This is a genomic window from Streptomyces sp. NBC_01077, assembly GCF_045162855.1.
Taxonomy (GTDB): domain Bacteria; phylum Actinomycetota; class Actinomycetes; order Streptomycetales; family Streptomycetaceae; genus Streptomyces.
The window spans coordinates 8422150-8448789 of record NZ_CP108669.1 but is presented as its reverse complement, the minus strand read 5'-3'; the positions used below and the strand labels follow the sequence as shown (position 1 = coordinate 8448789).

Below are 26640 nucleotides of genomic sequence, written 5' to 3'. Positions count from 1 at the left end.
ACGTTATGTGTACGGAGGATCTCCTCGTGGTTGGTCGTTCTCAGCCGGCCGACGACGTCCGGCAGTCCGGTACCACGGAAACCGGAGTGCGGCCCGCGTGGCACGAGCGGGCCAGAAGGGCTGTCGTGGCGGGCCGGTCGGACCCCGACGTCGCGTCCGAGGCCGAGAGCCTGGCGCGGTCGGGGCAGTTGACGCGGCGAGACCTGCGGATGCTTCTCCTGGTGACCGACGACGACCCGGTGTGGCTGACCGCCCGCCGCCTCGCGGTCGACGGGCTGCACAGCACGCCGGAGGCCGCGCAACAGGTCCTCACGGCGCACGCCCAGCTCGAGTTCTGGCCACCGCTCACGTACGACGAGTCCACCGAGCACCTGCCGAACGGGCACGTCCTGCACACGGCGGCGGTACGACTGGGGCCCGGCGACGGCCAGGTGACGGGCCCGGCCCGTAGCGCGCAGACGGCGGCGCTCGCCCGCCGGTCCGCCGCCCAGGCGATGCTCCGCCGGCTCGCCGGCGTCGAAGGGCCGACGGGGGACACCGCCGGCGGGCGGCTGACGTTGCCCGGCATGGGAACGGAGGTCTTCGAGGCGCTGGTCCACACCCGGGTGACGACGGCGGACGAGCCGGGCGAGGAGCTGCGGGCAGAGGTCGCCCGCAGGGCGGGCTCGGCACGGCTGCGGCACCGGGACGTCCATCTGCTGCTGTTCGGTGCGCGGGGGCCGGCCTGGCGGGAGCTGCGCGTCCACGCCCTCCGCCTCGCGGCGCGGATGCAGAACTCGGCGGCCACACTGCTGCGCTGGCAGGCGGACGAGCGGGGCGCGGAGCCCCGGCACACGGTCGTCGCGGCCGACGGGGGCTTCTCCTGCCGCTGGAGCTGGGACGACGGCGACGGTCGCACCGTCGACGGCGCCGAGCGCACGGCACGCGACCGGCGGCAGGCCGTGCACCTGGGCGCGGTCGCGCTCCTGGCGGAGCTCACCGGACTTCCGGAACCGGAGGAGGAGCGGGCCCCCGACGGTGGCGGCTCGTCCCGGCCGGTACGGATCCAGCCGGTGCCCACGGGTCAGGATCCGGTGAAGTACCTGAACAAGTACACCCAGTTGGAGGTCATCTCCAAGCCGGAGTCGACGTTCGCGGCGGCACCGAAGAGCGTCACCTGTACGTACACCTGCACCCTTGTCCGTACGGGGGCGGAGGTGTCCGCCACCCACCGGGCGAAGACGCGGGCGGACGCACGTCGTGCGGCCGCGTCGGCGCTCCTGGTGGAACTGGTCGCCCTCGACACCGAGTCGACTCCCCCGGCGCGGGTGTCGGGACCGTCGGCCGTGCCCCCGCCCCGGCCCCCCTCCGTGCCCTCGCCCCGGCCCGCCCCCGTGCCCGGGCCTCGATCCGCCGGCCCGCCCCCGCCCGGGCCGGTGCCGGTCCTGGCACCGGCTCAGGTCTCAGCTCCGGCTCCGGCTCCGGCTCCGGCTCCGGCGGGACGGATCGCGGTCGGCGACGTCATCGCGGAAGCCCTCGCGGCCGGGTGTGCCGTCTCCTTCCTCCCGGGTGCCGGTGAGCCGGCCGGGCTGCTGCTCCACCGGGCCGACGGGGCTCCGATGCCGGGCCTCGACCTCCCGGCGCCGCTGTCCTCAGCGCGCGGTTCGCTCCTTGTGCCCCCGGCGCCCGGACCCGTGCAGGTCGTCGGATGGCGGGTTCCGCTGGCCCACGCCGTACCCGTACTGCTGCGCCGGGACCGGGACGCCGGGTGGCATCCGACGGCGACGGAGTGGGCGCACGCGGCCCGGCTCGGGCTGCGGGCCGTCGCCGCGGGGCTCGTCCACCCGGCGCTCACCCCGGACGGGGTGGACCGGTGGCGGGTGGGACCCCTGCCGGTCGCCACCGCGCGGGCCGTGGAGGAGCTCGCCCACCGAATGTCGCCCCGGGCCCATGCCGTCGCCGACGGGGGACGGCAGCTCGCCGCGCTCGACGCCGTACCGGCGTTCCTCGACGCTCTGGCCGACACGCTGCTGCGCCCCCCGGCGGCGGTCCTCTTCGGCACCGGCCCGTTCCTCGCGTCGGCCGGCGGTCCGCTCCCCGAAGCGGAGGACGCGCGGGTGCGACCCTGGCTGGACGCGGTCGAGGACCGGCTGGACTCCGGGCCGCCGCCCGGCCTCGTCGTCGAGTTCACCGCACCGTCCGAGGAGGAGGCCGCCGCAGGACGGCTGACCGGTCGCCTGCTCGTGGCCGTCGACCCCGACAAGCCGGACCACGAGATCGCCGCCGGTCTGCTGCGGACCGCGCGGGAGCCGGTGGCGGGCGTCGAGCCGTACCACCTGCGGGAGCGCGTACGCCGCCGGCTGGAACGCGCGGCCCGCAGGTGCGGGATCCTGTCCGGTCTGCTCACCTCGCCCGACCGGCTGGTGGCGGAGGCCCCGGGGATCGCGCGGCTCCTCGAAGCCGAAGCGGAACTGGCCGCCGAGGGTCTGGTGCTGCGCTGGCCGCCCGCACTGCGCGACCTGCTCTCGGCCCACACGGTGGTCGGGACGGAGAAGGCCGTCCACGCGGACGGCACCCTCGGCATCCACTCCGCCGGCGGCGTGCCCCGCTTCAGTCTCCAGTCGCTGCTCGACTTCCGCTGGCAGCTCGCGCTCGGTGGCGACGTGCTGAGCGAGGCCGAGATGGACGCGCTCGCCGAGGCCGCCCGTCCCCTCGTCCGGGTCCGGGGCCGCTGGGTGCTGCTCGATCCCCTCACGGTCGCGCGCGCACGCCGTCGGGAGATCGGCCCCCTCGCCGGGATCGACGCGCTCACTGCGGCCCTCACCGGCACCGTGGACGTCGACGGCCGGACGGTGCCGTGCCGGGCGGGCGGGGGCCTCGCCGCCGTCGTCGACATCCTGCGCCGGGGCGAGCACGCGGCCCCGGTGCCGGCGCCCGCCGGGCTCGCCGCCACCCTCCGTGCCTACCAGGAGCGGGCGTTGGCCTGGCTCGCCCACACCGGCGGGATCGGGTTCGGCGCGGTCCTCGCCGACGACATGGGCCTCGGCAAGACCCTGACGGCCATCTCGTACACCCTCCATCGGTACGAGAACGGGCAGCGCGGCCCGGTCCTCGTGGTGTGCCCGTCGTCGCTCGTGACCAACTGGGAGCGGGAGTTCCGCCGGTTCGCCCCGCAGCTGGACGTGACCGTCTACCACGGCACCCGACGGAGCCTGGACGCCGCCGGGGAGCGGACCGTCGTCCTCACGACGTACGGTGTCCTGCGCCGCGACGACGAACTCACCACCCGTACCTGGGATCTGGTGATCGCGGACGAGGCCCAGCACGCCAAGAACCACGCCTCCTCCACCGCCCGCCGGCTGCACGCGGTCGCCTCCACCACCCGCCTGGCCCTGACCGGGACCCCGGTGGAGAACAACCTCTCCGAGCTGTGGACGCTGCTCGACTGGGCGAATCCCGGCCTCTTCGGATCGCTGAAGGCCTTCCGGTCCCGGTACGCGGCCGCCGCCGAGCGCGATCCGGACGGTCCCGCCGCACGCGCCCTCGCCCGGCTGATCGCACCGTTCCTCCTGCGCCGCCGGAAGACCGACCCCCATGTCGCCCCCGAGCTGCCCGCGAAGGTCGAGTCCCGGCGGATCGTCGAGCTCACCGCCGAGCAGGTCGCCCTCTACGAGGCCGTCGTCCGCGAGACGATGGAGCAGCTCGCCCACTCCCCCTCCCTGGCCCGATCCGGCCTGGTGTTCAAGCTGATCACCGCCCTCAAACAGATCACCAACCACCCCGCCCACTACTGGGGCGAGGACCATCCCGGTCCGTCCCGAGCAGGGGAGTTCACCGCCCGGTCGGCCAAGCTGGAAGCCCTCGCCGAGCTCGTCGAGGTGATCACCGCACGCGGGGAGGCGGCGCTCGTCTTCACCGGTTACGTGACGATGGGCCGGCTCCTCACCGAGCACCTCCGGCACCTCGGCCATCGCCCGCTGTTTCTCCACGGCGGCCTGGACACCCGGCAGCGGCAGGAGCTCGTCGACGCCTTCCAGGCGGGCCGCTCACCCCTGTTCGTGCTGTCCCTCAAGGCGGGCGGAACCGGCCTCACGCTGACCCGGGCCAGCCACGTCGTGCACTTCGACCGCAGCTGGAACGCCGCTGTGGAGGACCAGGCCTCCGACCGTGCGCACCGGATCGGGCAACGGCGGACGGTCACCGTCCACCGTCTCGTCACACGGGGCACGATCGAGGACCGGATCGACCAACTGCTCACGCACAAACGGGCCTTGCAGGCCACGGTCCTGGGTGCGGGGGACGCGGGACTCGCACGGCTCTCCGACCGTGAACTGGCGGACCTCGTCAGCCTGGGAGGCCCGTCGTGAACTCCACCGACCCCCTCCCCGTCCTGGACGGTCTCACCGAGCCGCCCCCGGCACCGCTGCCCGGCCTCGACGCTCTGCGCGCCCTCGTCGCCGACGCGGCGCTCCGCGCGGCCGCCCTTCTCGACGGCCCCCGAACCACCGTCGCCGAAGGCGCCTTCGGCGACGGTGTCGACGATGTCACCGCCGACATCGCCCGCTTCGTCGCCCACAGCGGAGACGTCCATCTGGAGCGCGCCGCCGCCCGACTCGGCCTCTCCGTCGGGCAGATGAGACTTCTGGCCACGGCCCATCGGTTCGGCGGGCGGCCCGCCGTCGCCACCTTCCTCGCGCCGCTGCCGGCCGACCCCGGCGTCCTCGCCGCTGCCGAGCACGCCGTCCAGCCGCTCCGCCCCTCGCCCACCGCCCCCGTGGAGCGGCACCACAACCACCTCACCGACGCGCCCGCACGGGTCCAGCTGCGGTACGGCCCCGACCACCTCTGGCACCCGTACGTCGAGCGCTACGGCAGCTGGCAGCCGGCCGCCGTGTCCCACCCCGACGCGGCCACGGCGTACAGGGCGGCTCGTACGGCGCTCCGGGCGCCGACGCGGAGGTGACGACTCGGCCCACCGCGAGGCACCGGCGCGCGCCGGTGCGCCCCGGCGCATCGTCGCAGGTCGACGACTTGAGGACCCGATCTTCAAACATCCATTGTTTCAAGCCGAGTTGGAGTGTTAGCGTCCCAAGCGACCGGCAGTGCTGTGATGTAGTCGTACAACGCACGGAGCCCCGCGGCTCCGTGTATGGGGCCATTGCTGTGGGGGGTGGAGTGGGTCCGCGTACCGTTGCCGAGCTTCTGGAATTCGAACGTAGAGTCGTCCCGGCCGTCGACCGTCTCCGCGAGGTGCGGAGCGGCGAGAGGGACGGAGACCCGATCGCGGCCCTCGACGACGTGCGTGCGGCAGTCGAAGGGCTTACCGGCCTCATACCGGAGCGTCAGATATCAGCCACGCTCCAGGACTTGGCCGCATGGGCGAAGAGCGGGTGCGAGGGCGTGCCCGACTTCGACGCCACCCGGGACGCGGTGCCCGCTCCCGAGGACGGTGAGGCCGCCGCGTACATCGGGCCGGTGATCCTGCCCAACAGCGATCGTCACGAGGTCCACATCGAGGCGTTCTCGGTGATCCGTCAGGACCCCGACTGCACGCCGTACCTCCAGGACGTCTATCCGCATCCGAAGGCCGTCTTCCAGTCGACCCGGCTGCTCTCCGCCTCACGTGGGCTGCGGGAGGGCAACTGCGTGGTGTTCTTCCCCGAGAACATCCCCGCCACGACGAAGTGCACGCACCAGAACTTCGCCTGGTTCTTCTTCAACCGGCACGTCGACATCTACGCCCAGACCCTGGCGATCACGGAGCGCCTGTGCGGTCCCGGCTCGCCGTTCGCCGGTGACACCGGCCTCGTCTCCCCCGGGATCGACCCCGAGGACGTGTACCAGGCCCGGTGCGTCTGGGGCTACATGCACGACTACTTCCACCACACGGGGCCACGTCCGCTCGACCAGCACCTGTCGCTCAAGACGAAGTGGCGTCCCGGGCTCCTCGAAGAGCTCAAGGTCGACATGAAGTCGGCGATCGCCTGCTTCGAGGAGGACGTGCCGTTCGGCCCCGTCGTCTTCGAGTACATCCTGCTGGAACGGCTCTTCCGCTACCCCGCCCAGCCCGAGCCGCTGCGCAACTTCGACTCGGGAACGGGGTTCGCCCTCGGCACCTGGCTGGCCGCGCACGGGCTGTTCACGGACGACGGACAGGGACGGCGTGCGCTGGGGTCCAAGCCGGAGATCGTGGAGTGCGTCCGCGAACTCGTGCGGCGGATCGAGGAGATCGAGACGATCGAGGACGACGACGCCTACCGGACACGGGCGGTGGACTTCCTCTACGAGACGCTCCTGCGGCGCCCGGAGAGCAAGCCCGACCGGTACGGCGGCCCCCTGGCACCGATCGGTCTGTGGGGTTCCGAGGTCCATGTCTGACACAGCCGCGTCGATGCCGGCGCCCTGGGCGCCGGCATCGCCCGCACCTCTTGGACCGCCCGGCCTCGACCGGATCCTCCAGGACCCCGGGTTCTGCCGCCATTCCACCGGCCGTGTCGCCGTCGTGGAATGGGAGGCCGGAAGCGGCTGGTCGGAGCCGAGGATCGAGCCGTACGGCGCACTGTCGATGGACCCTGCCACGCTGGGGCTCCACTACGGGCAGGCCGTCTTCGAGGGCATGAAGGCCTTCCGGGGCGCGGACGGAACGGTGTCCCTCTTCCGGGCGGCCGACCACGGACGTCGCCTCGCACGCTCGGCCGCGCGGCTCGCGATGGCCGAGATGCCCGTCGAGCTGTTCACCCGGGCCTGCGCCGAGCTGGTCGCCGCGGACGCCCACTGGGTGCCCGGCGGGTACGGGCAGAGCCTGTACATCCGGCCGCTGCTGCTCGCCACGGAGGCCGAGATGGGGCTCCGGCCCTCGCGCGGCTACCGGTGCGTCTTCCTCGCCTACCCCGCCGACCCCTGTTTCGGGAGCGACTTCCGTCCGCTCGCGGTCACCGCCGCGACGGAGACGGTGCGCGCGGTACGGGGCGGGACGGGCGAGGCGAAATGTGCCGGGAACTACGCGGCGAGCCTCCTGACCCGGACCGAGGCGCAGGCCGCCGGGTACGACGAGGCGCTGTGGCTCGACGGTCTCGAACGGCGTTGGGTCGAGGAGCTCAGCACCATGAACGTCTTCTTCGTCTGGCACGACGCGGACGGGCGGCCCCGCCTGGCCACCCCGCCGTGCGACGGGACGATCGTGCGGGGCCTCACGCGCGACTCGCTCCTCACCCTGGCCGCAGGCCTCGGGCTGCCGGCCGTGGAGGAACCCACCGCCCTCGACGCCGTCCGTGACGGGATCCGCTCCGGCGGCCTGGCCGAGATGTTCGCGTGCGGGACGGCCGGTGTCGTCGTCGGCGTGGGCCGCCTGGGCACCGGGGACGCGGACCTGATCATCGGCGACGGCAAGGAGGGCCCGGTGACCGAACGGCTCCGCAGCGCCCTTCTGGACGTCCAGCACGCACGTACACCTGACACGCACGGATGGCTGCTGCCGGTCACCGGGAACGCCGGAACGGCCGCGATCGAGGGCGAGGGACGAGACGCATGAGCGACAGCACGGCGCTGAAGGCCGACCGTGACGGCACGCTGTCGGGCGTCACCAGAATCCATACCCTCGGTCCCTCCGGCACCAACCTGGAGAAGGCCGCGCACCACTGGTTCGCCGAGCGCGGGGTCGCCGGCACCGTCCTGCTCCACTCCGAGGTGGAGGACGGGCTCGACGTGATGGGCTTCGACGGGAGCGAGGCCATACTGGCGTGCGCCGTCTATCCCCGGCTGCACGACCTCGTCTTCGGCAACCTGCACCGTCTTGAGATGGTCGACAGCTTCATCCTGGACACCCACGACATGGTCCTCGCGGGCCGGTCGGACCAGGTCGAGGTCCGTACGATCGTCTCCCACCCGGCCCCCAGCTGCCTGGTGACCGACCGGGGAACCGTCTCCCTCGCGAGCAGCAACTCCCGGGCCGCCGCTCTGTGCGCGGCCGGCGAGTACGACGCGTGTGTGACCACGGGCCGGGCCGCCCAGGCCGAGGGGCTGCGGGTCCTGGAGAACTTCGGGCCGGTCCCGATGGTCTTCACGCTGCACGTGGGCAAGGCCGCCACCGGCTCCACGACCGGGACGGTGTGATGCGCAAGACCGCTCGGAACACGGCACCACCGGCAAGGCGAGGCCGACTCCCCGCCGCTTTCCAGGCGCTCATGGTGAGCGAGGCGGTGTCCTCGGCGGGTTCCCAACTGACCCTGGTCGCACTGCCGGTGCTCGCCGCCGCCGATCTGAAGGCGTCTCCGTCGCAGATCGCGCTGCTGAGCGGCGCGCAGTTCGTCCCCGTCCTCCTGGTGACCCCGTTCGCGGGGAGGCTGGCGGACCTGCGGGACCGGGCCCCGTTGCTCTACGCGTCCCATTTCGCGCGCGCCGTCGTCCTGTTCCTCGTGGTGACGCTCGCCGCCGCGGCCTGGCTGAACTACGCGACGCTGTTCGCGGCGGCGGTGCTGCTCGGCGCGTTCACCGCGCTGTTCGACACCTCGCTCCTCGCGTACGTCCCGGACACCGTCGACACCGAGGATCTGACGCGTGCCAACGGGCAGTTGGCGGCGGTCAACGCGGTCTCGCAGACCGCGGGACCCGCCATCGGCGGTCTGGTCGTCTCGGGGCTCGGGCCCGGGCTCGCCGTCGCCCTGGACGCGGTCTCCTATCTGTTCGGCGGGGCGGCCCTGCGGGCCCGCCAGAAGCCCTCGCGGAACCGGGCGACCCGGGAGAACGCGTCCATCCGCGCCGGGTTCGCCGCCGTCGCGGCCTCCGACCCGCTGCGGCGTCTGGTGGCGGCGGGTTCCCTGTTCAATCTGGCCGAACAGGTCGCCCTGAGCGTGCTGTTCATCGCCGTGGTGCAGGAGACGGACCACTCGGTCGCGTTCCTCGGCTTCGGCTTCAGCGCGGCGGGCGTCGGCAGTGTGATCGGCGCCAGGGCCACCGCCCGGTACGGCGGCGGGGACGGCGCCCGGTCCTGGGTGTGGGCGCTGCTCGCGTCCCAGGCGGCACTCCTCGCGGCGCTCTGGTCGCTGGACTTCGGCGTCTGGGGTGCGGTGGCGTTCCTGGCGAGCATGCTCGTGTACGGCGCGGCCATGGCGTTCTACAACGTGCACTCCCTGACGAGACGTCAACTCGTCTCGCCCGAGGGGATGCTGGGCCGGGTGAACGCGGTGTACCGGACGTTCGCCTTCGGGACCATTCCGATCGGCGCCGGCGCCGCCGCCCTCCTGCTGCTCTTCACCACGGCCCCGGTGGCGGCCACCTCCGTCGCGGTGCTGAGCGTCGTCGCCACCTGGGTCCTCGCCGGGGGGACGTACACGACCGAGAGGCAGGACGAGGCATGGACGACACCCTGACCCCCTTCGTGGTGGGAGAGCGGTCCCACCTCGGCCCCTCCGGTGCCGACACGTCGTGGCTGGACGAAGGCGGGTTCTACTCGTCCCGGCGGTGGACGGTCTCCCAGGAGGGCGACCGCGGCTTCGACACGGCCTATCTGGTCGCCCGGGACGAGGCGAGCGGCCGGACCGGTGCTCTCGTGCCCTTCCACACAGCGTCCGGCGGCGACAGCAACCCGCTCTACAACGAGACCACGCTCCTCGGGTACACCCCGGACGTGCAGGTCCTGGCCGGATCGCGCACCGGGTACGACAACCGGGTGCTGATCGGCCCCGGCCTGTCCGGCGCGGACCGCACCCGGCTCCTCACCGCTCTCTGCGACCGCCTTCTGGAGCGGGCGGAGGAGCGCGGCGCCGGGCACGTCTCCTGGTGGTACCTGCCGGAGGAGGAGGCCGACGCGCTCGCCGCGCTGCCCGGCTTCGCCACCGTCGCCACGCCCTGTCTGCCGACGGCGGTGGTACGGCCGCGTGGTGCGAGCTTCGACGAGCACGTGGCGGCGCTGCCCGGTTCACGGCGTTCGCTGGTACGCCGTGACCTGAAGCGGCTGGCCGGCGGCGGCTACCGGTCGCGGAGCGTGGCCGCCGATCCGGCCGGCCTGGAGCGGTACGCGCCGCTCGTCGTCCAGGTCCAGGCCCGGCACGGCGAGGAGCTGAGCGAGGAGGGCGCGATCCGCTATCTGCGCCGCTGTCTGAGCATCGGCGGAGGCGACGGCGCCACCGGTGACGGCGAGGGCGTCACCGACGACGGTCGTGGCGCCGCCGGCGCCGACGTCGTGATCACCGAGGTACTCGACGAGCACGACCGGCCGGCCGCGTTCGCCCTGGGCATCGTCCACGGCCGGACGCTCCACATGCGTGTCTTCGGCTGCGACTACGCGGCCGGGCACGGGACCTCCGGCGAGTACTTCGAGGCCACGGTGTACGGCCCGCTGCGGCTCGCCCTGGAGCGGGGTCTCGACGCCGTCCACCTCGGGGTCACCTCGTACCGCGCGAAGTCGCTGCGTGGGGCCGAACTCCACGCGCGCCGCACCCTGTTCATGTCCCGTACCGACCGGCGGCTGCCCGTTCCCGCTCCCGACTGGGGTTTCCTCGGGGACGACGAGCGGTTCCTCGCCGGAGCGTCGTCGGAGGTCCTGCCGTGCTGATCGTCGTCCAGCCCCTGTCGGCAGGCAGCCGGCTCGCCGCCCGGGTGGTGGAGTCGGGGATCCCCTGTCTGATCCCCACCCAGTTCCCCGAGCTGCTGCCGCCGGAGGTCGCGGCGGCCGCGACGGTCGTCGACTGGCATCCCGACCGGGGCGTGCCGGAACTGCTCCGTATCGTCGAGGAGTCCGGGGTACGGCCCACCGGCGTCGTCGCGGGCTTCGAGTACGTGGTGCCGGAGAGCGCCGAGCTGGCCAGGGCGCTCGGGCTTCCGGCGCTGGGCGCGGAGGCGGCCGAGGCGGTGCGGCAGAAGGACGTGATGCGCCGGTGGTGCGCCGAGCGGGGTGTCGCCTTCCCGCGCTCGGTGCTCGTGGAGCCGGGGTCGGCGGGCCGGTGTCCGCTGCCGTTCCCGGTCGTCGTGAAGCCCGTCGACTGCGGTGGGAGCCTGATGGTGAGCCTCTGCCGTGACGAGGAGGAGTACGCGCGGGCCTGCGCGACCGTCCACGGCCCGGGCGCGGTGAAGTTCCACCCGAACCCGCGGCGGGCGGCCCTGGTCGAGGAGTACGTAGAGGGGCCGGAGTTCTCCCTGGACGGCTGGGTCGATGCCGCAGGGCCGCATCTCGCCAGCGTCACCACCAAGTTCCTGTCGGCGGAGCCCGACTTCTTCGAGATGGGCCACATCGCCACCGCGCCGGCGCAGTCGCCGCACGGGGTGCTCCTCGAAGACTTCGCCCGGCGGGTCGTGAAGGCCTTCGAGCTGTCGGTGGGTCCCTTCCACATCGAGACGCGCATCGACCGTGACGGTCGCCCGGTGCTGATCGAGGTCGGCGCCCGGCTCGCCGGGGACAACATCCCCGAACTCGTGCTCGCCGGGCCCGGGGTGGACCTGTGCGCCGCGGCGGCGGACGCCGCCCGGGGGCTGCGGCACGAGCCGGGTCCGCTGTCACCGGTGAGCGCCGGCCTGGCGTTCGTCACCACCACCCGGCCCGGGCCGTACGCCGGGACGCTGACCGGTGTCGAACCGTTCACCGGGGCCGCCGAGTTCCGGGACCTCGTCCCGGAGGCGGAGCCGGGCACGGTTCTCGACCCGGACGACATCTTCAGCAACCGGGTCGCCCGCATCCACTTCGAGGGAGCCCTCGACCAGGTCGAGCGTCTTGTCGCCTCGGTCATCGCAGACGTCGAGGTCGACATCGAGGGCGTCGACCTCAAGGACAAGGAAGGTGTCCGCGCATGAGCAACGAACTGGTGGTCACACCCACCGCAACCCCCCGCCCGCGGCCGGAGGCGGACGGGTCGACCGCGCCGGTCCTCACCGATCACGCCTTCTTCATGCGGACCGGCAAGCGCCGTACCTGGCAGGGTCCGACCGTGGCCGACCGGGACACGATCCCGGCGCTGCGGCCGACCGCCGCCGCCGTGCTGGCCGGCCAGACGGTCGTGGACACGTTCACGGCGTACCGTACGGCGGACGGCACGATCGCCGTGTTCCGTCCGGACAGCCACATCAAGCGCCTCAACAACGGCGCCCGGCGGCTCGCGCTGCCGCAGGTCGACTTCGACCGGGTGTGGACGTCCGTCCGCGCCCTGGTGGAGCTGGACCAGGAGTGGCTCCCCGAGACGCCCGGCGCGGCCCTGCACCTGCGTGCGGTGCTCGCCGCCGACGGCACGGGCCTCGCCCCCTCCCCCGCCGACCACTGCCTCTTCTACGTCCTCGCCTCGGTCGCCGCCCCGGCCGGGGCGGCCGGGAGGCCGGTCCGGGCGATGACGCTCGACGGTTACGTACGGGCCTGGCCCGGCGGCACCGGCGACGTCAACGACGCCGGGTCCCTGGCGGCGGGCGTGGTGCCCACCGAGGTCGCCGCCAACTACGGCTACGACCACGTGCTGTGGCTCGACGGGCCGCAGGGCCGCTTCGTGCAGCAGATCGGGAACCTCAACGCCTTCTTCGTGATCGACGGGGTTCTGACCACTCCGGCGCTCGACCGTTCCGTGCTGCCCGGGGTGACCCGCGACTCCGTCGTCAAGCTGGCTCGGGACTCCGGAACGCGGGTCGTCGAGCGGCCGGTGGAGCTGGCGGAGGTCCTCAAGGGCATCGCCGACGGCACCGTCACCGAGTGCTTCGCCACCGGCACCGAGGTCGGCGTGGTGCCGGTCACCGCACTCGGCCACCAGGGCGAGGAGTACCGGTTCGCCGCCGAGGAGGCCGGTCCGGTGACCGCGCGCTTCCACGGGCTGCTCGACGGCATCCACCGGGGCGAGGCGGTCGACCGCTTCGGCTGGATGCGCCGGCTGACCGAGGTCGCGCCGGTCCACGCGTGAGGGCGTCACACCCCTTGTGACACGAGCCGCGGCGGGAACGCGGAACCGCCGGGAACACAGAGCGTGGAGGTACCGAGAAAATGGCGTACGTCGTCACCGACGAGTGCATCGGCTGCAAGTACACGGACTGTGTGGACGTCTGCCCCGTGAGCTGTTTCCACGAGGGCCCCGAGATGCTCTACATCAACCCCGAGGAATGCATCGACTGCAACGCGTGCGTCGCCGAGTGCCCGCCCGAGGCCATCTGGGCGGACGTCGACCTGCCGGAGGACAAGCTCCAGTGGATCGAGATCAACGGAGAGATGAGCGCCACCTACCCGGTCCTCCATGAGAGCCGGGGTCCCCAGGGACAGCCCTCCAGCCAGCCTTCCTGATCAGAGAGCGGGAACCGAGGCCATGACGACCCACGTCGAGAACCCCTTCATGCTCGGGCTCGACTCGAACTTCTATCTGAAGGACGAGTTCGAGAGCCCCGAGAAGCGCACCAACGTCACCTGGTTCTACCCCAAGATCTGCGCCTTCCAGGACTCCCTCGACGACGAGGCGAAGAAGGCGGAGTACTTCTCCTTCCTGGACCGGCAGTCCCACCCGGAGCAGACCGACATCCTGCTCTACTTCCACATCCCGTTCTGCGAGGCGTTCTGCAACTTCTGCGCGTGCTTCAAGGAGTCCGCGGCGAAGTACCAGGGCGAGCGGCAGAAGCGCTTCGTCCAGGCGATGGTGAAGGAGATCGAGCGCAACGCGCGCTCGAAGTACTTCCAGGGGACGAAGATCAAGTACGTCCAGTTCGGCGGCGGTACGCCCTCCGCGCTCGAACAGGACTCCATGGCCACCATCCTGGAGGCCGTGCACCGCGAGTTCGACCTCAGCGAGGCCGACGGCATCTCCCTGGAGGGCAGCCCGCTCGGGCTCTCCAAGGACGGCTACATCGAGATGCTGAAGTCGCTCGGCATCACCCGTATCTCCTTCGGCGTCCAGACGCTCGACCCGGAGATCCGCAAGAAGCTCACCATCAAGGCCACCGTCGAGCAGGTCCACCAGACGGCCGAGAACATCCGCAAGGCCGGCATCCGCACCTTCGCGCTCGACCTCATGTACAACCTGCCGGGGCAGGACGACGAGGTCCTCGCCAAGGACCTCCAGGGCATCTGCGCCGAGCTGCGCCCCAGCTTCGTGCAGACGTACCGCTTCAACCAGTGGGAGGGCACCCGGCTCGACCAGCAGATCCGCGCGGGGAAGGTCGCCGACGTCAAGCCGTCGGGCGCCATCGAGCGCGAGCAGTACCGGCAGATCAAGGACGGTCTCGCGGCGTACGGCTACGACAAGCAGCTGCTGATCAACTTCTTCACCCGCCTCGACGACCCGGGCGAGATCGGCCTCAACCACGCCTGCGGCGGCAATGGTTACCGCGCCAGCTACACGCTCGGCATCGGTCCGGCCGCCGAGAACTACATGGGCGAGCGCAGCTACCGCAACCACACGGACGTCGAGCGGTGGATGCGGGAGGTCGAGGCCGGGATCATCCCCATCGAGCAGGGCCGTATCTGCAGCGAGGACGAGGTCGAGAACCGCGTCATGGTCTTCTTCCCGGTCTTCGGGAGCGTGAAGAAGGCGGATGTCGCCAACTTCGAGAAGTACCGCCGGGAGATCGACTGGCTCGTCGAGGGCGGCTACGCCGTGGAGACCGACGAGGACGTCACCCTCACCGAGGTCGGCCGGGAGAACGCCGGCAACATCGCCTTCCTCTTCTACTCCGACGAGGAGAAGGCGCGCGCCCGCCGCACCATGTACCTCTCGCTGAAGAACAAGCGCAACCCGTTCCACCAGGACGCGCAGAACATCCCGCGGACCCCGCTCTTCCTGCAGACCCGCCCGAAGACGCCGGAGGAGAGCGCCGCGGCGGCGACGCAGTCCGAGGGCGGTCCGAAAGCACAGGGCGAGGGCACCGCCGCGGCGCCCGAGAGGAGTTGAACCGAGGGTGAGCGACCGCAAGACGCAGGCGGGCATCGAGGACGACCTCCGCGAGGTCATCGCCGTGATCTTCCCGCACCAACGGGTCGAACTGACCTCCGCGACCCCGCTGTTCAACGGCGGGCTCTCGCTGAACTCGACCCAGATGATCGAACTGACCCTGGCCTTCGAGACGTTCTACGACATCGAGCTCGAACCGGAGCTGCTGACCGTCGAGAACTTCGCGACCCTGGGTTCGCTGTCCGAGCTGCTCGAAGAGCTCCTGGACGACGAGGTGTCCCCTGTCTGAGATCTCCACGACGGGGGTGGGGCCGGGTCCGGAGCCCGAGACCGGTCCGCGGCCGGGGGCGGGGCCGGTCCGGCCCCGTTCCCGGGCGGACGTGCGGATCGTGCTGATCCACGGGAACGCCGGGGCGAGCGTCGAGGGCATCTGGTTCCCGTACCTCAGACGGGAGTTGGAGGCCCTCGGCCACCAGGTGGTGGCCGAGACCTTTCCGGACCCGATCAAGGGCCGGATGCGGTTCTGGCTGCCGTACCTCACGGACGTCATCCGGCCGGACGAGAACACGGTGATCGTCGGGCACTCCTCCGGCGCGCTCACCGCGTTCCGTTACGCCGAGACGGCGCCGCTGCTCGGTACCTTCGCGGTGGCCGGTCACCACACCGACTGCGGCTTCGAACTGGAGCGCCGCAGTGGGTTCTTCGACCGGCCGTGGGACTGGGACGCCATCCGCGCCAACCAGCGCTTCATCGCTCAGTTCCACTCGAAGGACGACCCCTGGGTCCCCTTCGAGGTCGCCGAGGAGCTGCACGAGCTGACCGCAAGCGAGTTCACGGCGATGGACGGCATGGGCCACTTCGGCTCGTACGACCAGAAGATGGAGACCTTCCCGGAGCTGCTCGACGCGATCCGGCTGCGGCTCGAGTCCCCTCTCACCTGGCAGGAGGACGGATGAACGAGTACGTGGGCGGGGGCGATGTGCCGCTCTTCGCCGACGAGATCCTGGAGCGCCGGTACGAGAGCGACGCCAGGGCCGTGGTGGCGCTCGACACCGGTGAGGCGGTCTCGTACCGGACGCTGGCCCGCCGGACCCAGTCGCTGACCGACGTCCTGGCCGGGCTCGGCGTCGGCCGGGGCTCCACGGTCGCCATGGTGATGGACAAGTCCGTCGCCTCGGTGACGGTGATGTGGGCGGCGCTGCGGCTCGGGGCCCGGTACGTGCCGGTGGACGAGTCGCTGCCGGCGGCCCGCGTCGCCCTGCTGCTCGGCCTGTGCGAGCCCACGGTCACGGTGGTCCACCCCGACCACCGGGGGCTGCTCGACGGCGCGCCGGCGGGCGCCGTGGTGACCGTCGGGAAGGAGGCCGGGGACCCGGGGTGGGACCCGGTGGCCGAGAGCGACGTGCGTCCCGTGCCCTTCGCGGACCGGAGCCCCGACGACCACGCGTACGTGGTCTTCACCTCGGGCTCGACCGGCTCGCCCAAGGGCGTCGTGATCAGCCACCGGTCGCTGTGCGCCCTCCTCGAAGGAGTGCAGAAGGTCGTCGGCTTCGAGGACGGCATGCGCTTCCTCAACGTGGCGCCGCTCTTCTTCGACGCCTCGGTCGTCGACCTCTGGTCGACCTTCCTGGTCGGCGGCAGCGTGCATCTGCTGCCCCGGCTGCGGATGCCCACGCAGATCACCCGGGCCGTCGAGGAGTGGCGGATCACCGACACGCTGCTCGTGCCCTCGGTGATCCGCATGCTGGTGGGCCGCTTCAGCGACGCCGGCCGTCGCGACCTGAGCTCGCTGCGGCGGCTCTGGTTCGGCGGCGAGTCCTGCCCGGTCGCGGTGCTCCGCGCGTTCGCCACCACGGTGCCGGGACTCACGTACGTCCACGGGTACGGGCCGACCGAGACCACCCACAGCGCGACGCTCTTCCTCGTCGACGACCTCGCCGGGTACGAGGAGGAGTTCCTCCCCATCGGCGGCCCCCTGCCCGGTGTCGACCTGCTCGTCGTCGACGACGCGCTCCGGCCGGTCCCGGACGGTGAGACCGGGGAGCTGCTCATCGGCGGACCTCAGGTGATGGTGGGCTACTGCGGCGAACCCGACCGTACGGCCCGGGCGGTCGTCGAGCTGCCGGGCCCGGGCGGGGCCCGGTTCTACCGCTCCGGCGACTACGTGCGGCGGCGGGCGGACGGCGCGCTGCTGTTCCTGGGGCGCCGCGACGACGCCCTCAAGATCAACGGCAATCTCGTCCACCTGTCCGAGGTCGAGGCGGCGACGCTCGCCGTGTCCGGGGTGACGGACTGCTGCGCGGTACCGGCCGAACACCCCGTGACGGGGAAGGCGATCACGCTCTTCGTCCTCGGCCGGGGGGACGGATCCGGTCCCGACGAGACCGAGCTGCGCCTGGAGCTGGCCCTGCGGCTGCCGGGCTACATGCTCCCGGGCCGGATCGACTTCCTCACCGACGAGGACGTGAACCTGACACCGTCCGGGAAGCTCGACCGGCACCGCCTGCGCGCACTCGCGAACAGCTGAAGGGAAGGCACCGCATGGTGGAGGACGAGCTCGCCCGGTTCGAGCGGCGCGGCGTGGTCACCGTCGTTCCCCGCTCGGCCTCCGGGCTTCAGCTGGGCGGTGATCCCGCCCAGCTGTCGCGTCACCCGGTGGAGGAGTTCCTTCCCGCCCCCGGTGTCGTCGACCGCCTCGCGGACTCCTTCGGCCGCGAGGGCCTGGCCGTCGAGGCGCGTACGGAGGTCGGTCTCACCGTCTCCGGCGACAACGCGCAGCTCGCGGAGGTCTTCGGCGGCCCCGTCCTCCCGGTGCGCAACAAGTACATCCGGGGCTCCGTCCGTTACGAACTCAAGGCGCCGCACGCGCTCCGGTCGCGCCTGCACCCGGAGCTGGTCGCCGAGGTACGGGTCCCCCGCTCAGGCTTCGAGCTGACGGCGAGCGCCGCCCCGCCGCTGCCCCGTACCGACCGCTACCTGCGGCTGCCCGAGGACGCCGTCCGCGTGGCCGGCGCCGAGCCGCTCCACACCGCCGGAATCCGGGGCGACGGGGTACGGGTGGTGATGGTCGACACCGGGTTGTACGGGCATCCGCACCACCGCGCCCACGGCTACTCGACGTCCGTGGTGCCCGCCCTCGGCTGCCTCGACCCCACGGCCGACGAGCGCGGGCACGGCACCGCCATGTCGGCCCTGCTCCTCGCCGTCGCTCCCCGGGTGGAACTCACCATGGTCAAGATGGCGAGCGAGGCGTTCTCCTTCCCGCTGGCGGCGTTCCAGCGGGCGGTGGAGCTGCGGCCGGACGTCATCTCCTGCAGCTGGGGCACCCTGCGGGAGGAGCCCACTCTGCACCTGGAGGTCACCGCCGCGATCCGGCAGGGCATCACCGTCCTGTTCGCCGCGGGCAACGGTTCCACCGATCGGCGTAGTGCCATGTTCCAGTCGGTGGCCACGCCGGGCGCGCTGACGGTCGGTGGGGTCCATGTCGGCCCCGGTGGGGAACGGCGCGCCTCCGACCTGGCGTCGAGCTACCGTTCGTCGGTGTTCCCGGGCCGGAGCGTCCCCGACTTCTCCGGCCCCTGCGGGACGATGCCGCACGGCGACTACATCGTCTTCCCGACGCAGCCGGGCTGTCTGTTCGACCGCCGGAACAGCGCCTACGACGGGACCGCCCCGGACGACGGCTGGCTGGTCTCCAGCGGCACCTCGGGCGCGACCGCGTACGCGGCCGGAGTGGTGGCGCTCGCCGTGCAGCGGGGCGTGGGCAAGGGCCGCGCCCTCCGGGCCGAGGACCTGGCGGCCGACTGCGTCCCGGTCACCGAGGGAGCCACCTTCACCGGGGACGACTGCGGGGGCGCGTGCCCGAACGAGGCAGTGGGACTCGGCCTGCTGACGGCGGGCCCGGGACACCTCTGAGGGCGCCCCGGGCCTTCCACCGTCCGGTCAGACGAGGCGCCGCATCCACCCGTGGGGGTCGTCCGCCCGGCCGAACTGGATGTCCACCAGACGCCGCCGCAGTCGCATCGTCACCGAGTCCTCGGCGCCGGTGTCCGGGGCGACGACCTCTCCGTCGGTCCAGACGAGCCGCCCGACGGGAGTCACCACCGCGCCGGTGCCGCAGGCGAAGACCTCACGGATCGCGCCGGTCCGCGCGCCCTCCTGCCATTCGGTGATCTCGACGGCCCGCTCCTCGACGTCGAGCCCCATCTCCTTGGCGAGGGCGAGGATGGACGCGCGGGTGACGCCTTCGAGGATGGTTCCGAGCTCCGGGGTGACGAGCCGGCCGTCGTCCGTGACGAAGTACAGGTTCATGCCGCCGAGTTCCTCGACGTACCGGCCCTCGGCCGCGTCGAGGAAGCAGACCTGGTCGCAGCCGTGCTCGCCGGCCTCCAGCATCGGCGCCAGGCTGGCCGCGTAGTTGCCGCCGCACTTGGCGGCCCCGGTCCCGCCGCGTCCGGCGCGGGTGTAGTCCGTGGAGAGCCAGATCGAGACCGGCTTGACGCCGCCGGAGAAGTACGGGCCGACGGGCGAGGCGATGACCATGTACGTGACCTCGGCGGCGGGCCGTACGCCGAGGAAGGCCTCCGAGGCGAACATGAACGGGCGCAGGTAGAGGCTCTGTTCGCCTCCGTTCGGCACCCATACCCGGTCGGCGCGCACGAGTTCGGTGACCGAGTCGAGGAAGGCCGGCAGCGGGAGCTCGGGAAGGGCCAGGCGCCTGGCGGAGCGTGCGAACCGCTCGCCGTTGGCCTCCGGACGGAACGTCCAGACCGATCCGTCCGCGTGCCGGTAGGCCTTCATCCCCTCGAAGATCTCCTGCGCGTAGTGCAGGACCGCCGCCGCCGGGTGCATGGGGATCGGCGCGAACGGAACCACGGCGGCGTCGCTCCACCCGCCGTCCGCCGTCCACACCGCGCGCGCCATGTGATCGGTGAAGTACTGGCCGAACTTGGGGTCGGCCAGGATCTCGGCGCGCCGCTCGGGACTCGCGGGAGCGGGGTTGGGCTGAAGCGTGAACCGCAGACTCATCGCGGGACCCTCTCGGTCGGCGCTCGGTGACGGCGCGCGTACTCCATCATGGGTGACGGCTCGGCACCATATCGGCCGATCGCCAGACGGAGCAAGAGAGTTGGATCTTGGCATGATGATCGGTCCGGTGGGCGGCGCGGAGAACGCCGGAAGGCTCGGCGAAGGCCCCGGTGCGGGCGGCGGGGCAATCGGCGAAGCGACTGCGGCCGGCGCGTACGCCCTGGTCGGCAGGCGGGTCCTCCGCGTGGGCACGGACCTGGTGGAGGTGGACGAGATGCGAGCCGTCCTCGCCCGCCAGCCACGCTTCGCCGCCCGCGTGTTCACGACCGGCGAGCGCGCCTACTGCGACATCCCGGCCGACTCGGCCGAGCGCTACGCCGTACGCTTCGCCGCCAAGGAAGCGGTGCTCAAGGCGCTGGGCGTGGGGCTCACCGGTTCCGTCCTCACCGAGGTCGAGGTGGTGCGTGCCGCGTCCGGGAGCCCGTCGCTCCGGCTGACGGGCCGGGCCGCGGCGCTGGCCGAGGAGACGGGGATCAGGTCCTGGCTGATCACCCTCACCCACACCCACACCCTGGCGCACGCCTTCGTGGCGGGACTCGGCGACGACTGAGCCGGGGGCCGTGGCCCGTGGCCTCCGGGTGCGGTGCGGCCGTTCTGCCCGGGCACCGCACCCGGAGGTCGTGCGAGTACCTCAGGCGCGCTGCTCCCGGCCGCGCTCCCACGCCTCCGCGAACATCTCGTGCAGGGGGGCCGTCGGCAGCACCCGTACGAACGGGGAGCGGAGCTGGTTGCTCCACAGCGGGCGCACCCGGTGGCTCGCCAGCTTCACCTGTTCGAGCGGGAGGTGCGGGGCCTTCAGCTCGGTCCACTCGCCGGGCAGGAACTGGGTCCGGCCCGCCCGCGCCCGCTTGGCCTCGAGGACCGCGCCGGTGGCGAGGAGTTCCGCCCGGACCTCCGCGTGCCGCTTGCTCGTCCAGCCGTTCCACCTCCGTACGTTCCGGTCGGTGGGCGCGGCCAGCGTCGCGAGCTGGAGGTACAGCGCGGCGGCGTCCGTTCCCACACCGAGCTCCTCGGCCACGCGCGCGACCAGTTCCGGGCAGGACTGCCGGGGATCCGCCTCGTACGCCCCGTCCGGTACGGCTCCGGAGCCGGCCCGCCGCATCATCCGGTCGAGACCGCCGCCGGCGAGCAGCGGCGCCACCCGGTCCAGCTCCTCCGCGAGGTCGGTGATCTCACGGACCCGTCGCCAGGCCTCGGGGTCGGCGACCCGGGCGGGCCGCAGGAAGACGTCGCCGCCGGGTGCGCACACCACCAGCGGGCCCGAGTCGTACGCGGTCATCGACGGCATCTCCCCCTTCTCCTTCCGGCGGTCCATCGACACGGGCAGTCGTGCCGGCCCGAACCGCTCGGCAATGCTCACCGAGGTGTCCTGGACCCGCCCGCCGGGCAGCTCGACGAGCAGTTCCGGACGGGCCAGCTCGGCCCGCAGTCGCTCGTACAGGGCTGTCGCGCCGGCCACCGCCGGGTCCCCGGCGGGCCGATCGGTCCACGCCCAGACCAGCGCACTGGCGATCTCCTCGATCGCGAGACCCACCGGGGTGCCGTAGGGCAGCTCGGGTCCCGCCGGCGGCAGGGCCCGCACCTCCACGCCCAGGCCGTACCTGGGCGCGGCCAGGTCCCAGTCGGCTGCGGGTACCGTCGCGTCCTCGGCGGCCTCGTAGCCGCCCGCGAGGCGTCGCGCCCAGACCTCCGAGAGGCCCAGGTCGGCCTCCAGTGCGTCGGCCGCCTCGTCGTGCACGGCGGGCCGCTCCCCGACGATCTCCCGCCACACGCCGGCCATCCGCTCCACGGCCGCCTCGACCCCGCCGGGCCGCCACAGCTCGGCCGGGTCCCCGGGCAGCGCGGCCGCCAGGACGGCCCGTCGGCCGGCGGCTCCGAGCCGCGCGCGCAGCTCCTCGTACAACTCGGCGGTCATCGGGCTCGCCTTGTACGGGGCCTTGCGGGCGAGCGAGCGGTCCGCGTCCCGGTCCGCGCGGCCGACCATACCGGCGACCACGAGCCGTGCCACGGGCCTGCGGACGCCGGTCAGTTCGGCGAACCGCGCGGCCGCCGACTCCGGCACGGGGAGAGGTCCGTGCGCGTCGATCGCCGCGAGCAGGGCCCGCAGGCGGGCGGCGTCGTCCCGCTCCACCCGGACGAGCCGGGCTTCGGGGACGGCCGACGGGACAGGGTCGCCGTCCGTCGCGTCGGCGGCGGGGGCGACGAACCAGCAGGTCTTCCCGCCGTCCCACAGTCCGGCGGACGCCACGGCGGTCCCTCCCTCCCGCAGCCCGTCCAGGGTGCCGGTGTCGGACGTGCGGCCGACCCACCACCGGCTGCCCGCACGGGCGAACGGCTGGTCGGCCCAGGTGTCCAGGAGCGCGCGCAGGGCGGACCGCTCCGTGTCCGGCGTCGGTGCCACCGCCGCCCGCCAGGCCACCGCGTCGATCGCGCCGAGAAGCTGCGACCAGTCGTGCGGCGCGGCGGGCGGCGACAGCCGCCGGACCTCCTCCTCGATCGTTCCGGTCAGGCAGGCGCCGTCGGCTGCCAGCGCGCTCAGGGTCGCGGGCTGGGCGGCGTCCGCGGTCCGCTGCCAGGTGTCGCGCTTCCCGTCCACGACGAGGCCGAACAGCGCGGGCATCAGCTCGGTGTCGGGCACGGAACGACTCGGCAGGACCGGCGGCGCCTCGGCGAGCCGGGTGACGCGCCGGTGCAGGGCACGCCGTCGCTCCTCCACCCGGGCGGCCCGCTCAACCACCGCCACGACGCCCTCGACCAGGACCGGGTCGGTGACCTCCGGCAACTCCCGTGCCACGGCGGCGCGCAGCGCCTCCGCACTGTCGAAGGCGGCGGCCAGGAGGGTGTCCGCCGTCTGCTGTTCCACGGTCCGCAGGGCCTTGGAACCGACCGCGTCCCGAGTCCGCAGCAGGTACCAGAACGCGGGCGGCAGGGCCACTCCGTGGGAGACCGTGACCCGCCTGGCCGGCTTCACGCGCGGGTGCGTGGGCGAGTGGTGCCCGTCGAGCTCCCAGAGCAGGACGCCGTCGGCGGTGTACGCGCGCACGCCCGTGCGGGTCTGCGCCTCGGCGAGGACGACGTCCTCCACCGCGCCCTCCGGTGGCGCCCAGAGGCCCCAGGGCTCCTGGCCCGGCCGGTCGATGTCGAACCGGGCCCTGCGGCCGTCGATGCTCTCCAGGAGGTAGTGGTCGGGCGCGTTGTCGCGGTAGCGGGTACGGAACAGCACGCGGGTGCCGACGAGTCCGTCCCGGCTGCCCAGCGGGGAATCGGCCGTACCGGCGGGCAGGGGCGCCAGCTGCAGGGCCTCGCGTGCGAGGGTCTTGTCCGCCTCGGACGGCTCCACGGACGGATCGGTGCTCGCGGGTCGGCCGGGGAATTCCGGCAGCGGCGTCGCGCCCTGCCGCTCGCCGGTGACCGGGTCCACGACCTCCCACGGCCGCCTCCCGTAGACGGCGTTGGTCCAGATCCGGGAGCCGTCACTCAGCTGCAGCTCCTCCCGGTCGATCCCCTCCGTGCCGCCCGGCCGGGTCACGCGGAGGCCACCGTGCCGTCCACCGCCGTCGGCGGTCTCGAACTGGAAGCCGTACGCCCCGTCCAGGCTGCCGCCGAAGGGCACCAGGCCGCCCAGCTCCTCCGGCGTGAAAGGCTCCTCGGGACGGTCGGACCAGACGGCGGTGTCGCAGTAGTACGGGCTCGGCTTGAGGCTCCAGCTGACGAGGAAGGACCCTCCGACGTAGTGGACGGCGAACATGGTCGCGTCCTCCGGGACCGTGAACCGGCAGGAGCCGCGCACCCCGTCCGGGGCGACGGCGACGGCCCGGTCGCGCCCGAAGACCGTCAGCACGGGCCAGGTGGAGGTCACACCGGCCACCCCGGGCAGTCCGACCGCACCGACGGCGACGGCCCCGCCGGCCGCTTCCGCGTCCCCGGTCGTGCCCGTCTCGCCCTCCGCGCGCGCGGCGTCGGCCGCGAACTCCTGGTACACGGCCTCCAGCGCGGGCCAGGCGAGTTCCTCCGGCAGACCGGCCGCGAGCGAGCGCCGCAGCGCGCCGCCGGCGGACGCGCCCGCGAGGGCGTCGACGATCCCGCCGAGGGCCGTCACCGTCGGCCGGTCGAGGAGGGTCTCCAGCTCGGCGACGGACTCCTCGGCACCCGCCATGCCGCCGCCCCCGACGGTGTCGACGAGCTTGCCGACCCGCCCGGCCACCTCGTGGGCGATGCCCTCGTTGCCGGGGAGCAGCGTCACCGCCGATCCGGGCTTGCGTGCGGGCGCCCCGTACCAGGTGGGCTTCAGTCCGGCGTGCACGGTTCCTTCGAGTCGGGGGCCGAACACCGGGTCCGCGGCGAGGGCGGTGAGGTCCCGCTCGGACCGCTCGCCCCAGAAGCGCATCCGGGTCTCCGGACCCGGATCGACGACGGTGACCCCGGCCGCCAGGCAAGCGTCGAGGACGTCCGCGTCGAAGCCCTGGTAGTGGTGGCGGGTGGTGTGCACCGTCACGGCGTCACCTGTCGCCCGCAGGCGGGGGCCCAGTCGGCCCACCAGGTCGAGGAACTCGGGCGGCAGCTGCTGGCGCCCGACTCCGCCGCGGGGCTGGCGCGCGTACTGGTACATGTGGACGAAGTGCCCGACCCAGTGGTGCAGTCCCCCCTCCGGCACCAGCCGTCCGGTCTCCATCGCCTCCGTCGCGCCACAGCCGATCAGCACCCGCAGCCAGGCCCCGCCGTCGGTGACGCTCTCGGGGAAGACCTCGACGAATCCCGCGGCGACCGCGTCCGTCGGCGGATGGGCCGTCAGAACCGGCTCGGCGGCTACGAGGAGGGCGTCCGGCACCGACTTCTTCCGGGTGACGGACAGGATCGCCGCCACCACGCGCGCGACCTCGTCGTCCCCGTGACCGGCGGCTTTGGCGGAGGCCCGTACCCGGCGCACGAGGTCCGCCGGCAGGTCCGCCTTCGAGCCCGCCCACGCGGTCAGGAACGCGCCCAGGGCGGCGTGCGCCTCGACCGGCTCCAGGGTCTCGGTGAGGAACCGCTGATGGGCCCCGAACTCCTTGGCCGGCATGGCCCCGCCCGTGGCGAACAGCAGCCCGTTGGCCCGGCGGTAGGCGGGATCCACCGCCAGCCCTTGCTCGGCCTCGGCCGCCCGCGCCGCCACGTAGGCCCGGCCGCCCGGCCGGCTCCCGTAACCGATCAGCCGATGCCCCACGGTGTCCCAGAACCACGGCAGATGGGCAGGCGGCAGCCGGCGCGCCCGCCACGCCATCGCGTCGACGAACGCGCCGGGCTTGGTCCAGGACCGGCTGAGTTCGGGCCCCATGGCCTCGGTCAGGTCGCGTGCCGCCGCGGCGGCGTCCGGGTCATGGGCGGCGACCCAGTCGGCGTACGTGGTCGAGACGTGCGTCTTGCCGGTGGCGGGCAACAGGGCTTCGAGCGAGGCGATCATGTCCTGGATCGTCGCACGCACCACTGACACGGCCCGAGGCAGCGGGTGCCCCCGCCTGAGCGGGCTCACAGGGAGGCGTTCCGGCTGGGAGCGCTCTCAGAGGGTGGGGGCTACAGATATCCTGATCCGCACAGGAACGCACACCGCACGCCACACACCGCAGCCCACACCACGCAGCCGAGGAGCGCCCGCCTTGCCCGAGCAGACCACGGGGCCCCGCCCCACGCTGGAAGCCGTCGCCGCTCGCGCCGGCGTGTCCCGCGCCACGGCCTCCCGGGTCGTCAACGGGGGCGCGGGCGTGCGCCCTCCGCTGGTCGAGAAGGTACGCAGGGCCGTCGACGAGCTCGGTTACGTGCCCAACCACGCGGCCCGCACCCTGGTCACCCGGCGCAACGGCGCCGTGGCGGTGATCATCGCGGAGCCGGAGTTCCGGATCTTCTCCGACCCCTTCTTCGAGCAGCAGGTGCGGGGCATCAGCCGGGAGCTGACCGCGCACGACGCCCAGCTGGTGCTGCTGTGGGTGGAGGGCCCGGGAGATCACGACCGGATCGCCCGCTATCTCGGGGGCGGGCACGTGGACGGCGCGCTGGCCTTCTCCCTGCACAACGACGATGCCCTGCCCGCCGTCATCGACCGGACCCGCATCCCGGTGGTCTTCGGTGGGCGGCCGGCTCCCGGCACCAGTCCGACCGTGCCCTTCGTCGACTGCGACAACCGTGGTGGCGCCCGGGAGGCGGTGCGGCACCTGGTGGGGCTCGGCCGCCGGACCATCGCCCACATCTCCGGGCCGGACGACCAGACGTCGGCGCTCGACCGGATCCACGGTTACCGCGACGTCCTCGTCGACGCCGACCCCGCCCTGCTGTGCCGGGGCGACTTCACGGAGGAGAGCGGTGCCCGCGCCATGGCGGAGCTGCTCGACCGGCGGCCGGACGTCGACGGCGTGTTCGTCGCCAACGACCTGATGGCGTCGGGCGCGTTGCTGACCCTCCGGGAGCGCGGGGTGCGCGTTCCGGAGGACGTGGCGATCGTCGGTTTCGACGACATGGACTCGGTGGTCCGCAGGACCTCCCCGTCCCTGACCACCGTGCACCAGGACATCGAAGGCATGGGCCGGCTGATGGTGAAGCTCCTCATGCGGCTGCTCGACGGGGCCGGGCCCGAGGTCCCGGCATCCGTGATCACGCCGACGTCACTCGTGCTCCGCGACTCGGCCTGAGGCAAGAGGCAAGAGGCCTGAGGCGAGAGGCCTGAGGCCTGAGGCGAGAGGCGAGAGGCAGGAGCACCGGACAG

At 73.0% G+C, this 26640-nt stretch carries 19 protein-coding genes; 17 read left to right on the top strand and 2 right to left on the bottom strand.

Annotated elements, in window-relative coordinates:
- Positions 1–125 precede the first annotated feature (125 nt).
- The 15 genes from OG462_RS38060 to OG462_RS37990 all read left to right on the top strand — a co-directional run bounded on the left by OG462_RS38060 (position 126) and on the right by OG462_RS37990 (position 18734).
- Entirely contained in the window at positions 126–4346 is a 4221-nt protein-coding gene (locus OG462_RS38060; protein ID WP_406065046.1) for an SNF2-related protein, read from the top strand.
- Positions 4343–4942: a hypothetical protein gene (locus tag OG462_RS38055; protein ID WP_406065044.1), complete on the top strand. Its 600-nt coding sequence runs from the start codon at positions 4343–4345 to the stop codon at positions 4940–4942. The genes OG462_RS38060 and OG462_RS38055 overlap by 4 nt, the downstream gene beginning before the upstream one ends.
- A gap of 182 nt (positions 4943–5124) precedes the next feature.
- Complete coding sequence (locus OG462_RS38050; protein ID WP_406065042.1) at positions 5125–6357, top strand: DUF6421 family protein; 1233 nt, start codon at positions 5125–5127, stop codon at positions 6355–6357.
- On the top strand, positions 6350–7510 hold the full coding sequence (locus OG462_RS38045; RefSeq protein WP_406065040.1) for a branched-chain amino acid aminotransferase: 1161 nt from the start codon (positions 6350–6352) through the stop codon (positions 7508–7510). The genes OG462_RS38050 and OG462_RS38045 overlap by 8 nt, the downstream gene beginning before the upstream one ends.
- A complete protein-coding gene (locus OG462_RS38040; RefSeq protein ID WP_406065039.1) occupies positions 7507–8091 on the top strand; it encodes a bacilysin biosynthesis protein BacA in 585 nt (194 codons plus the stop codon). Before OG462_RS38045 ends, OG462_RS38040 begins: the two co-directional genes overlap by 4 nt.
- A complete protein-coding gene (locus OG462_RS38035; RefSeq protein WP_406065037.1) occupies positions 8091–9347 on the top strand; it encodes an MFS transporter in 1257 nt (418 codons plus the stop codon). The genes OG462_RS38040 and OG462_RS38035 overlap by 1 nt, the downstream gene beginning before the upstream one ends.
- On the top strand, positions 9332–10531 hold the full coding sequence (locus OG462_RS38030) for a hypothetical protein (protein WP_406065036.1): 1200 nt from the start codon (positions 9332–9334) through the stop codon (positions 10529–10531). The genes OG462_RS38035 and OG462_RS38030 overlap by 16 nt, the downstream gene beginning before the upstream one ends.
- Positions 10525–11763, top strand: a complete 1239-nt coding sequence (locus OG462_RS38025) for an acetyl-CoA carboxylase biotin carboxylase subunit family protein (protein WP_406065034.1) — start codon at positions 10525–10527, stop codon at positions 11761–11763. The genes OG462_RS38030 and OG462_RS38025 overlap by 7 nt, the downstream gene beginning before the upstream one ends.
- Positions 11760–12848, top strand: a complete 1089-nt coding sequence (locus tag OG462_RS38020; RefSeq protein WP_406065032.1) for an aminotransferase class IV — start codon at positions 11760–11762, stop codon at positions 12846–12848. The genes OG462_RS38025 and OG462_RS38020 overlap by 4 nt, the downstream gene beginning before the upstream one ends.
- Before the next feature lie 80 nt (positions 12849–12928).
- A complete protein-coding gene (locus tag OG462_RS38015) occupies positions 12929–13222 on the top strand; it encodes a ferredoxin family protein (protein WP_406065030.1) in 294 nt (97 codons plus the stop codon).
- Between the two features lie 22 nt (positions 13223–13244).
- Positions 13245–14819 (top strand): coproporphyrinogen-III oxidase family protein, encoded by a 1575-nt coding sequence (locus tag OG462_RS38010; protein WP_406065028.1) that lies wholly within the window; start codon positions 13245–13247, stop codon positions 14817–14819.
- Positions 14820–14826: 7 nt separating this feature from the next.
- A complete protein-coding gene (locus OG462_RS38005; protein WP_406065026.1) occupies positions 14827–15108 on the top strand; it encodes an acyl carrier protein in 282 nt (93 codons plus the stop codon).
- 100 nt (positions 15109–15208) lie between these two features.
- Positions 15209–15775, top strand: coding sequence for an RBBP9/YdeN family alpha/beta hydrolase (locus OG462_RS38000; RefSeq protein WP_406065024.1), 567 nt, complete (start codon positions 15209–15211; stop codon positions 15773–15775).
- Complete coding sequence (locus OG462_RS37995; RefSeq protein WP_406065023.1) at positions 15772–17346, top strand: amino acid adenylation domain-containing protein; 1575 nt, start codon at positions 15772–15774, stop codon at positions 17344–17346. The genes OG462_RS38000 and OG462_RS37995 overlap by 4 nt, the downstream gene beginning before the upstream one ends.
- 14 nt (positions 17347–17360) lie before the next feature.
- Positions 17361–18734, top strand: a complete 1374-nt coding sequence (locus tag OG462_RS37990) for a S8 family serine peptidase (protein WP_406065021.1) — start codon at positions 17361–17363, stop codon at positions 18732–18734.
- A 27-nt stretch (positions 18735–18761) separates the two neighbouring features.
- Here OG462_RS37990 and OG462_RS37985 read toward each other — a convergent pair whose 3' ends face one another.
- Positions 18762–19847 (bottom strand): branched-chain amino acid aminotransferase, encoded by a 1086-nt coding sequence (locus OG462_RS37985; protein WP_406065019.1) that lies wholly within the window; start codon positions 19845–19847, stop codon positions 18762–18764.
- A 112-nt stretch (positions 19848–19959) separates the two neighbouring features.
- On the opposite strand from OG462_RS37985, the gene acpS reads away from it, so the two are divergent.
- The gene (acpS, locus tag OG462_RS37980) at positions 19960–20457 is read left to right on the top strand and encodes a holo-ACP synthase (RefSeq protein ID WP_406065017.1); all 498 of its coding nucleotides are present in this window, start codon (positions 19960–19962) and stop codon (positions 20455–20457) included.
- 81 nt (positions 20458–20538) lie between these two features.
- On the opposite strand, the gene OG462_RS37975 is transcribed toward acpS, so the two are convergent.
- Positions 20539–25377: a hypothetical protein gene (locus OG462_RS37975; protein ID WP_406065015.1), complete on the bottom strand. Its 4839-nt coding sequence runs from the start codon at positions 25375–25377 to the stop codon at positions 20539–20541.
- Between the two features lie 163 nt (positions 25378–25540).
- On the opposite strand from OG462_RS37975, the gene OG462_RS37970 reads away from it, so the two are divergent.
- On the top strand, positions 25541–26566 hold the full coding sequence (locus OG462_RS37970; protein ID WP_406065014.1) for a LacI family DNA-binding transcriptional regulator: 1026 nt from the start codon (positions 25541–25543) through the stop codon (positions 26564–26566).
- Positions 26567–26640: the final 74 nt, after the last annotated feature.

What these genes read in the sequence shown, in the direction of transcription:
- OG462_RS38045 (WP_406065040.1), top strand. Translation starts at nt 6,350, where the DNA reads ATGTCTGACACAGCCGCGTCGATGCCGGCGCCCTGGGCGCCGGCATCG.
- OG462_RS38040 (WP_406065039.1), top strand. Translation starts at nt 7,507, where the DNA reads ATGAGCGACAGCACGGCGCTGAAGGCCGACCGTGACGGCACGCTGTCG.
- OG462_RS38035 (WP_406065037.1), top strand. Translation starts at nt 8,091, where the DNA reads ATGCGCAAGACCGCTCGGAACACGGCACCACCGGCAAGGCGAGGCCGA.
- OG462_RS38030 (WP_406065036.1), top strand. Translation starts at nt 9,332, where the DNA reads ATGGACGACACCCTGACCCCCTTCGTGGTGGGAGAGCGGTCCCACCTC.
- OG462_RS38020 (WP_406065032.1), top strand. Translation starts at nt 11,760, where the DNA reads ATGAGCAACGAACTGGTGGTCACACCCACCGCAACCCCCCGCCCGCGG.
- OG462_RS38015 (WP_406065030.1), top strand. Translation starts at nt 12,929, where the DNA reads ATGGCGTACGTCGTCACCGACGAGTGCATCGGCTGCAAGTACACGGAC.
- OG462_RS38010 (WP_406065028.1), top strand. Translation starts at nt 13,245, where the DNA reads ATGACGACCCACGTCGAGAACCCCTTCATGCTCGGGCTCGACTCGAAC.
- OG462_RS37995 (WP_406065023.1), top strand. Translation starts at nt 15,772, where the DNA reads ATGAACGAGTACGTGGGCGGGGGCGATGTGCCGCTCTTCGCCGACGAG.
- OG462_RS37990 (WP_406065021.1), top strand. Translation starts at nt 17,361, where the DNA reads ATGGTGGAGGACGAGCTCGCCCGGTTCGAGCGGCGCGGCGTGGTCACC.
- OG462_RS37985 (WP_406065019.1), bottom strand. Translation starts at nt 19,847, where the DNA reads ATGAGTCTGCGGTTCACGCTTCAGCCCAACCCCGCTCCCGCGAGTCCC.
- acpS (WP_406065017.1), top strand. Translation starts at nt 19,960, where the DNA reads ATGATGATCGGTCCGGTGGGCGGCGCGGAGAACGCCGGAAGGCTCGGC.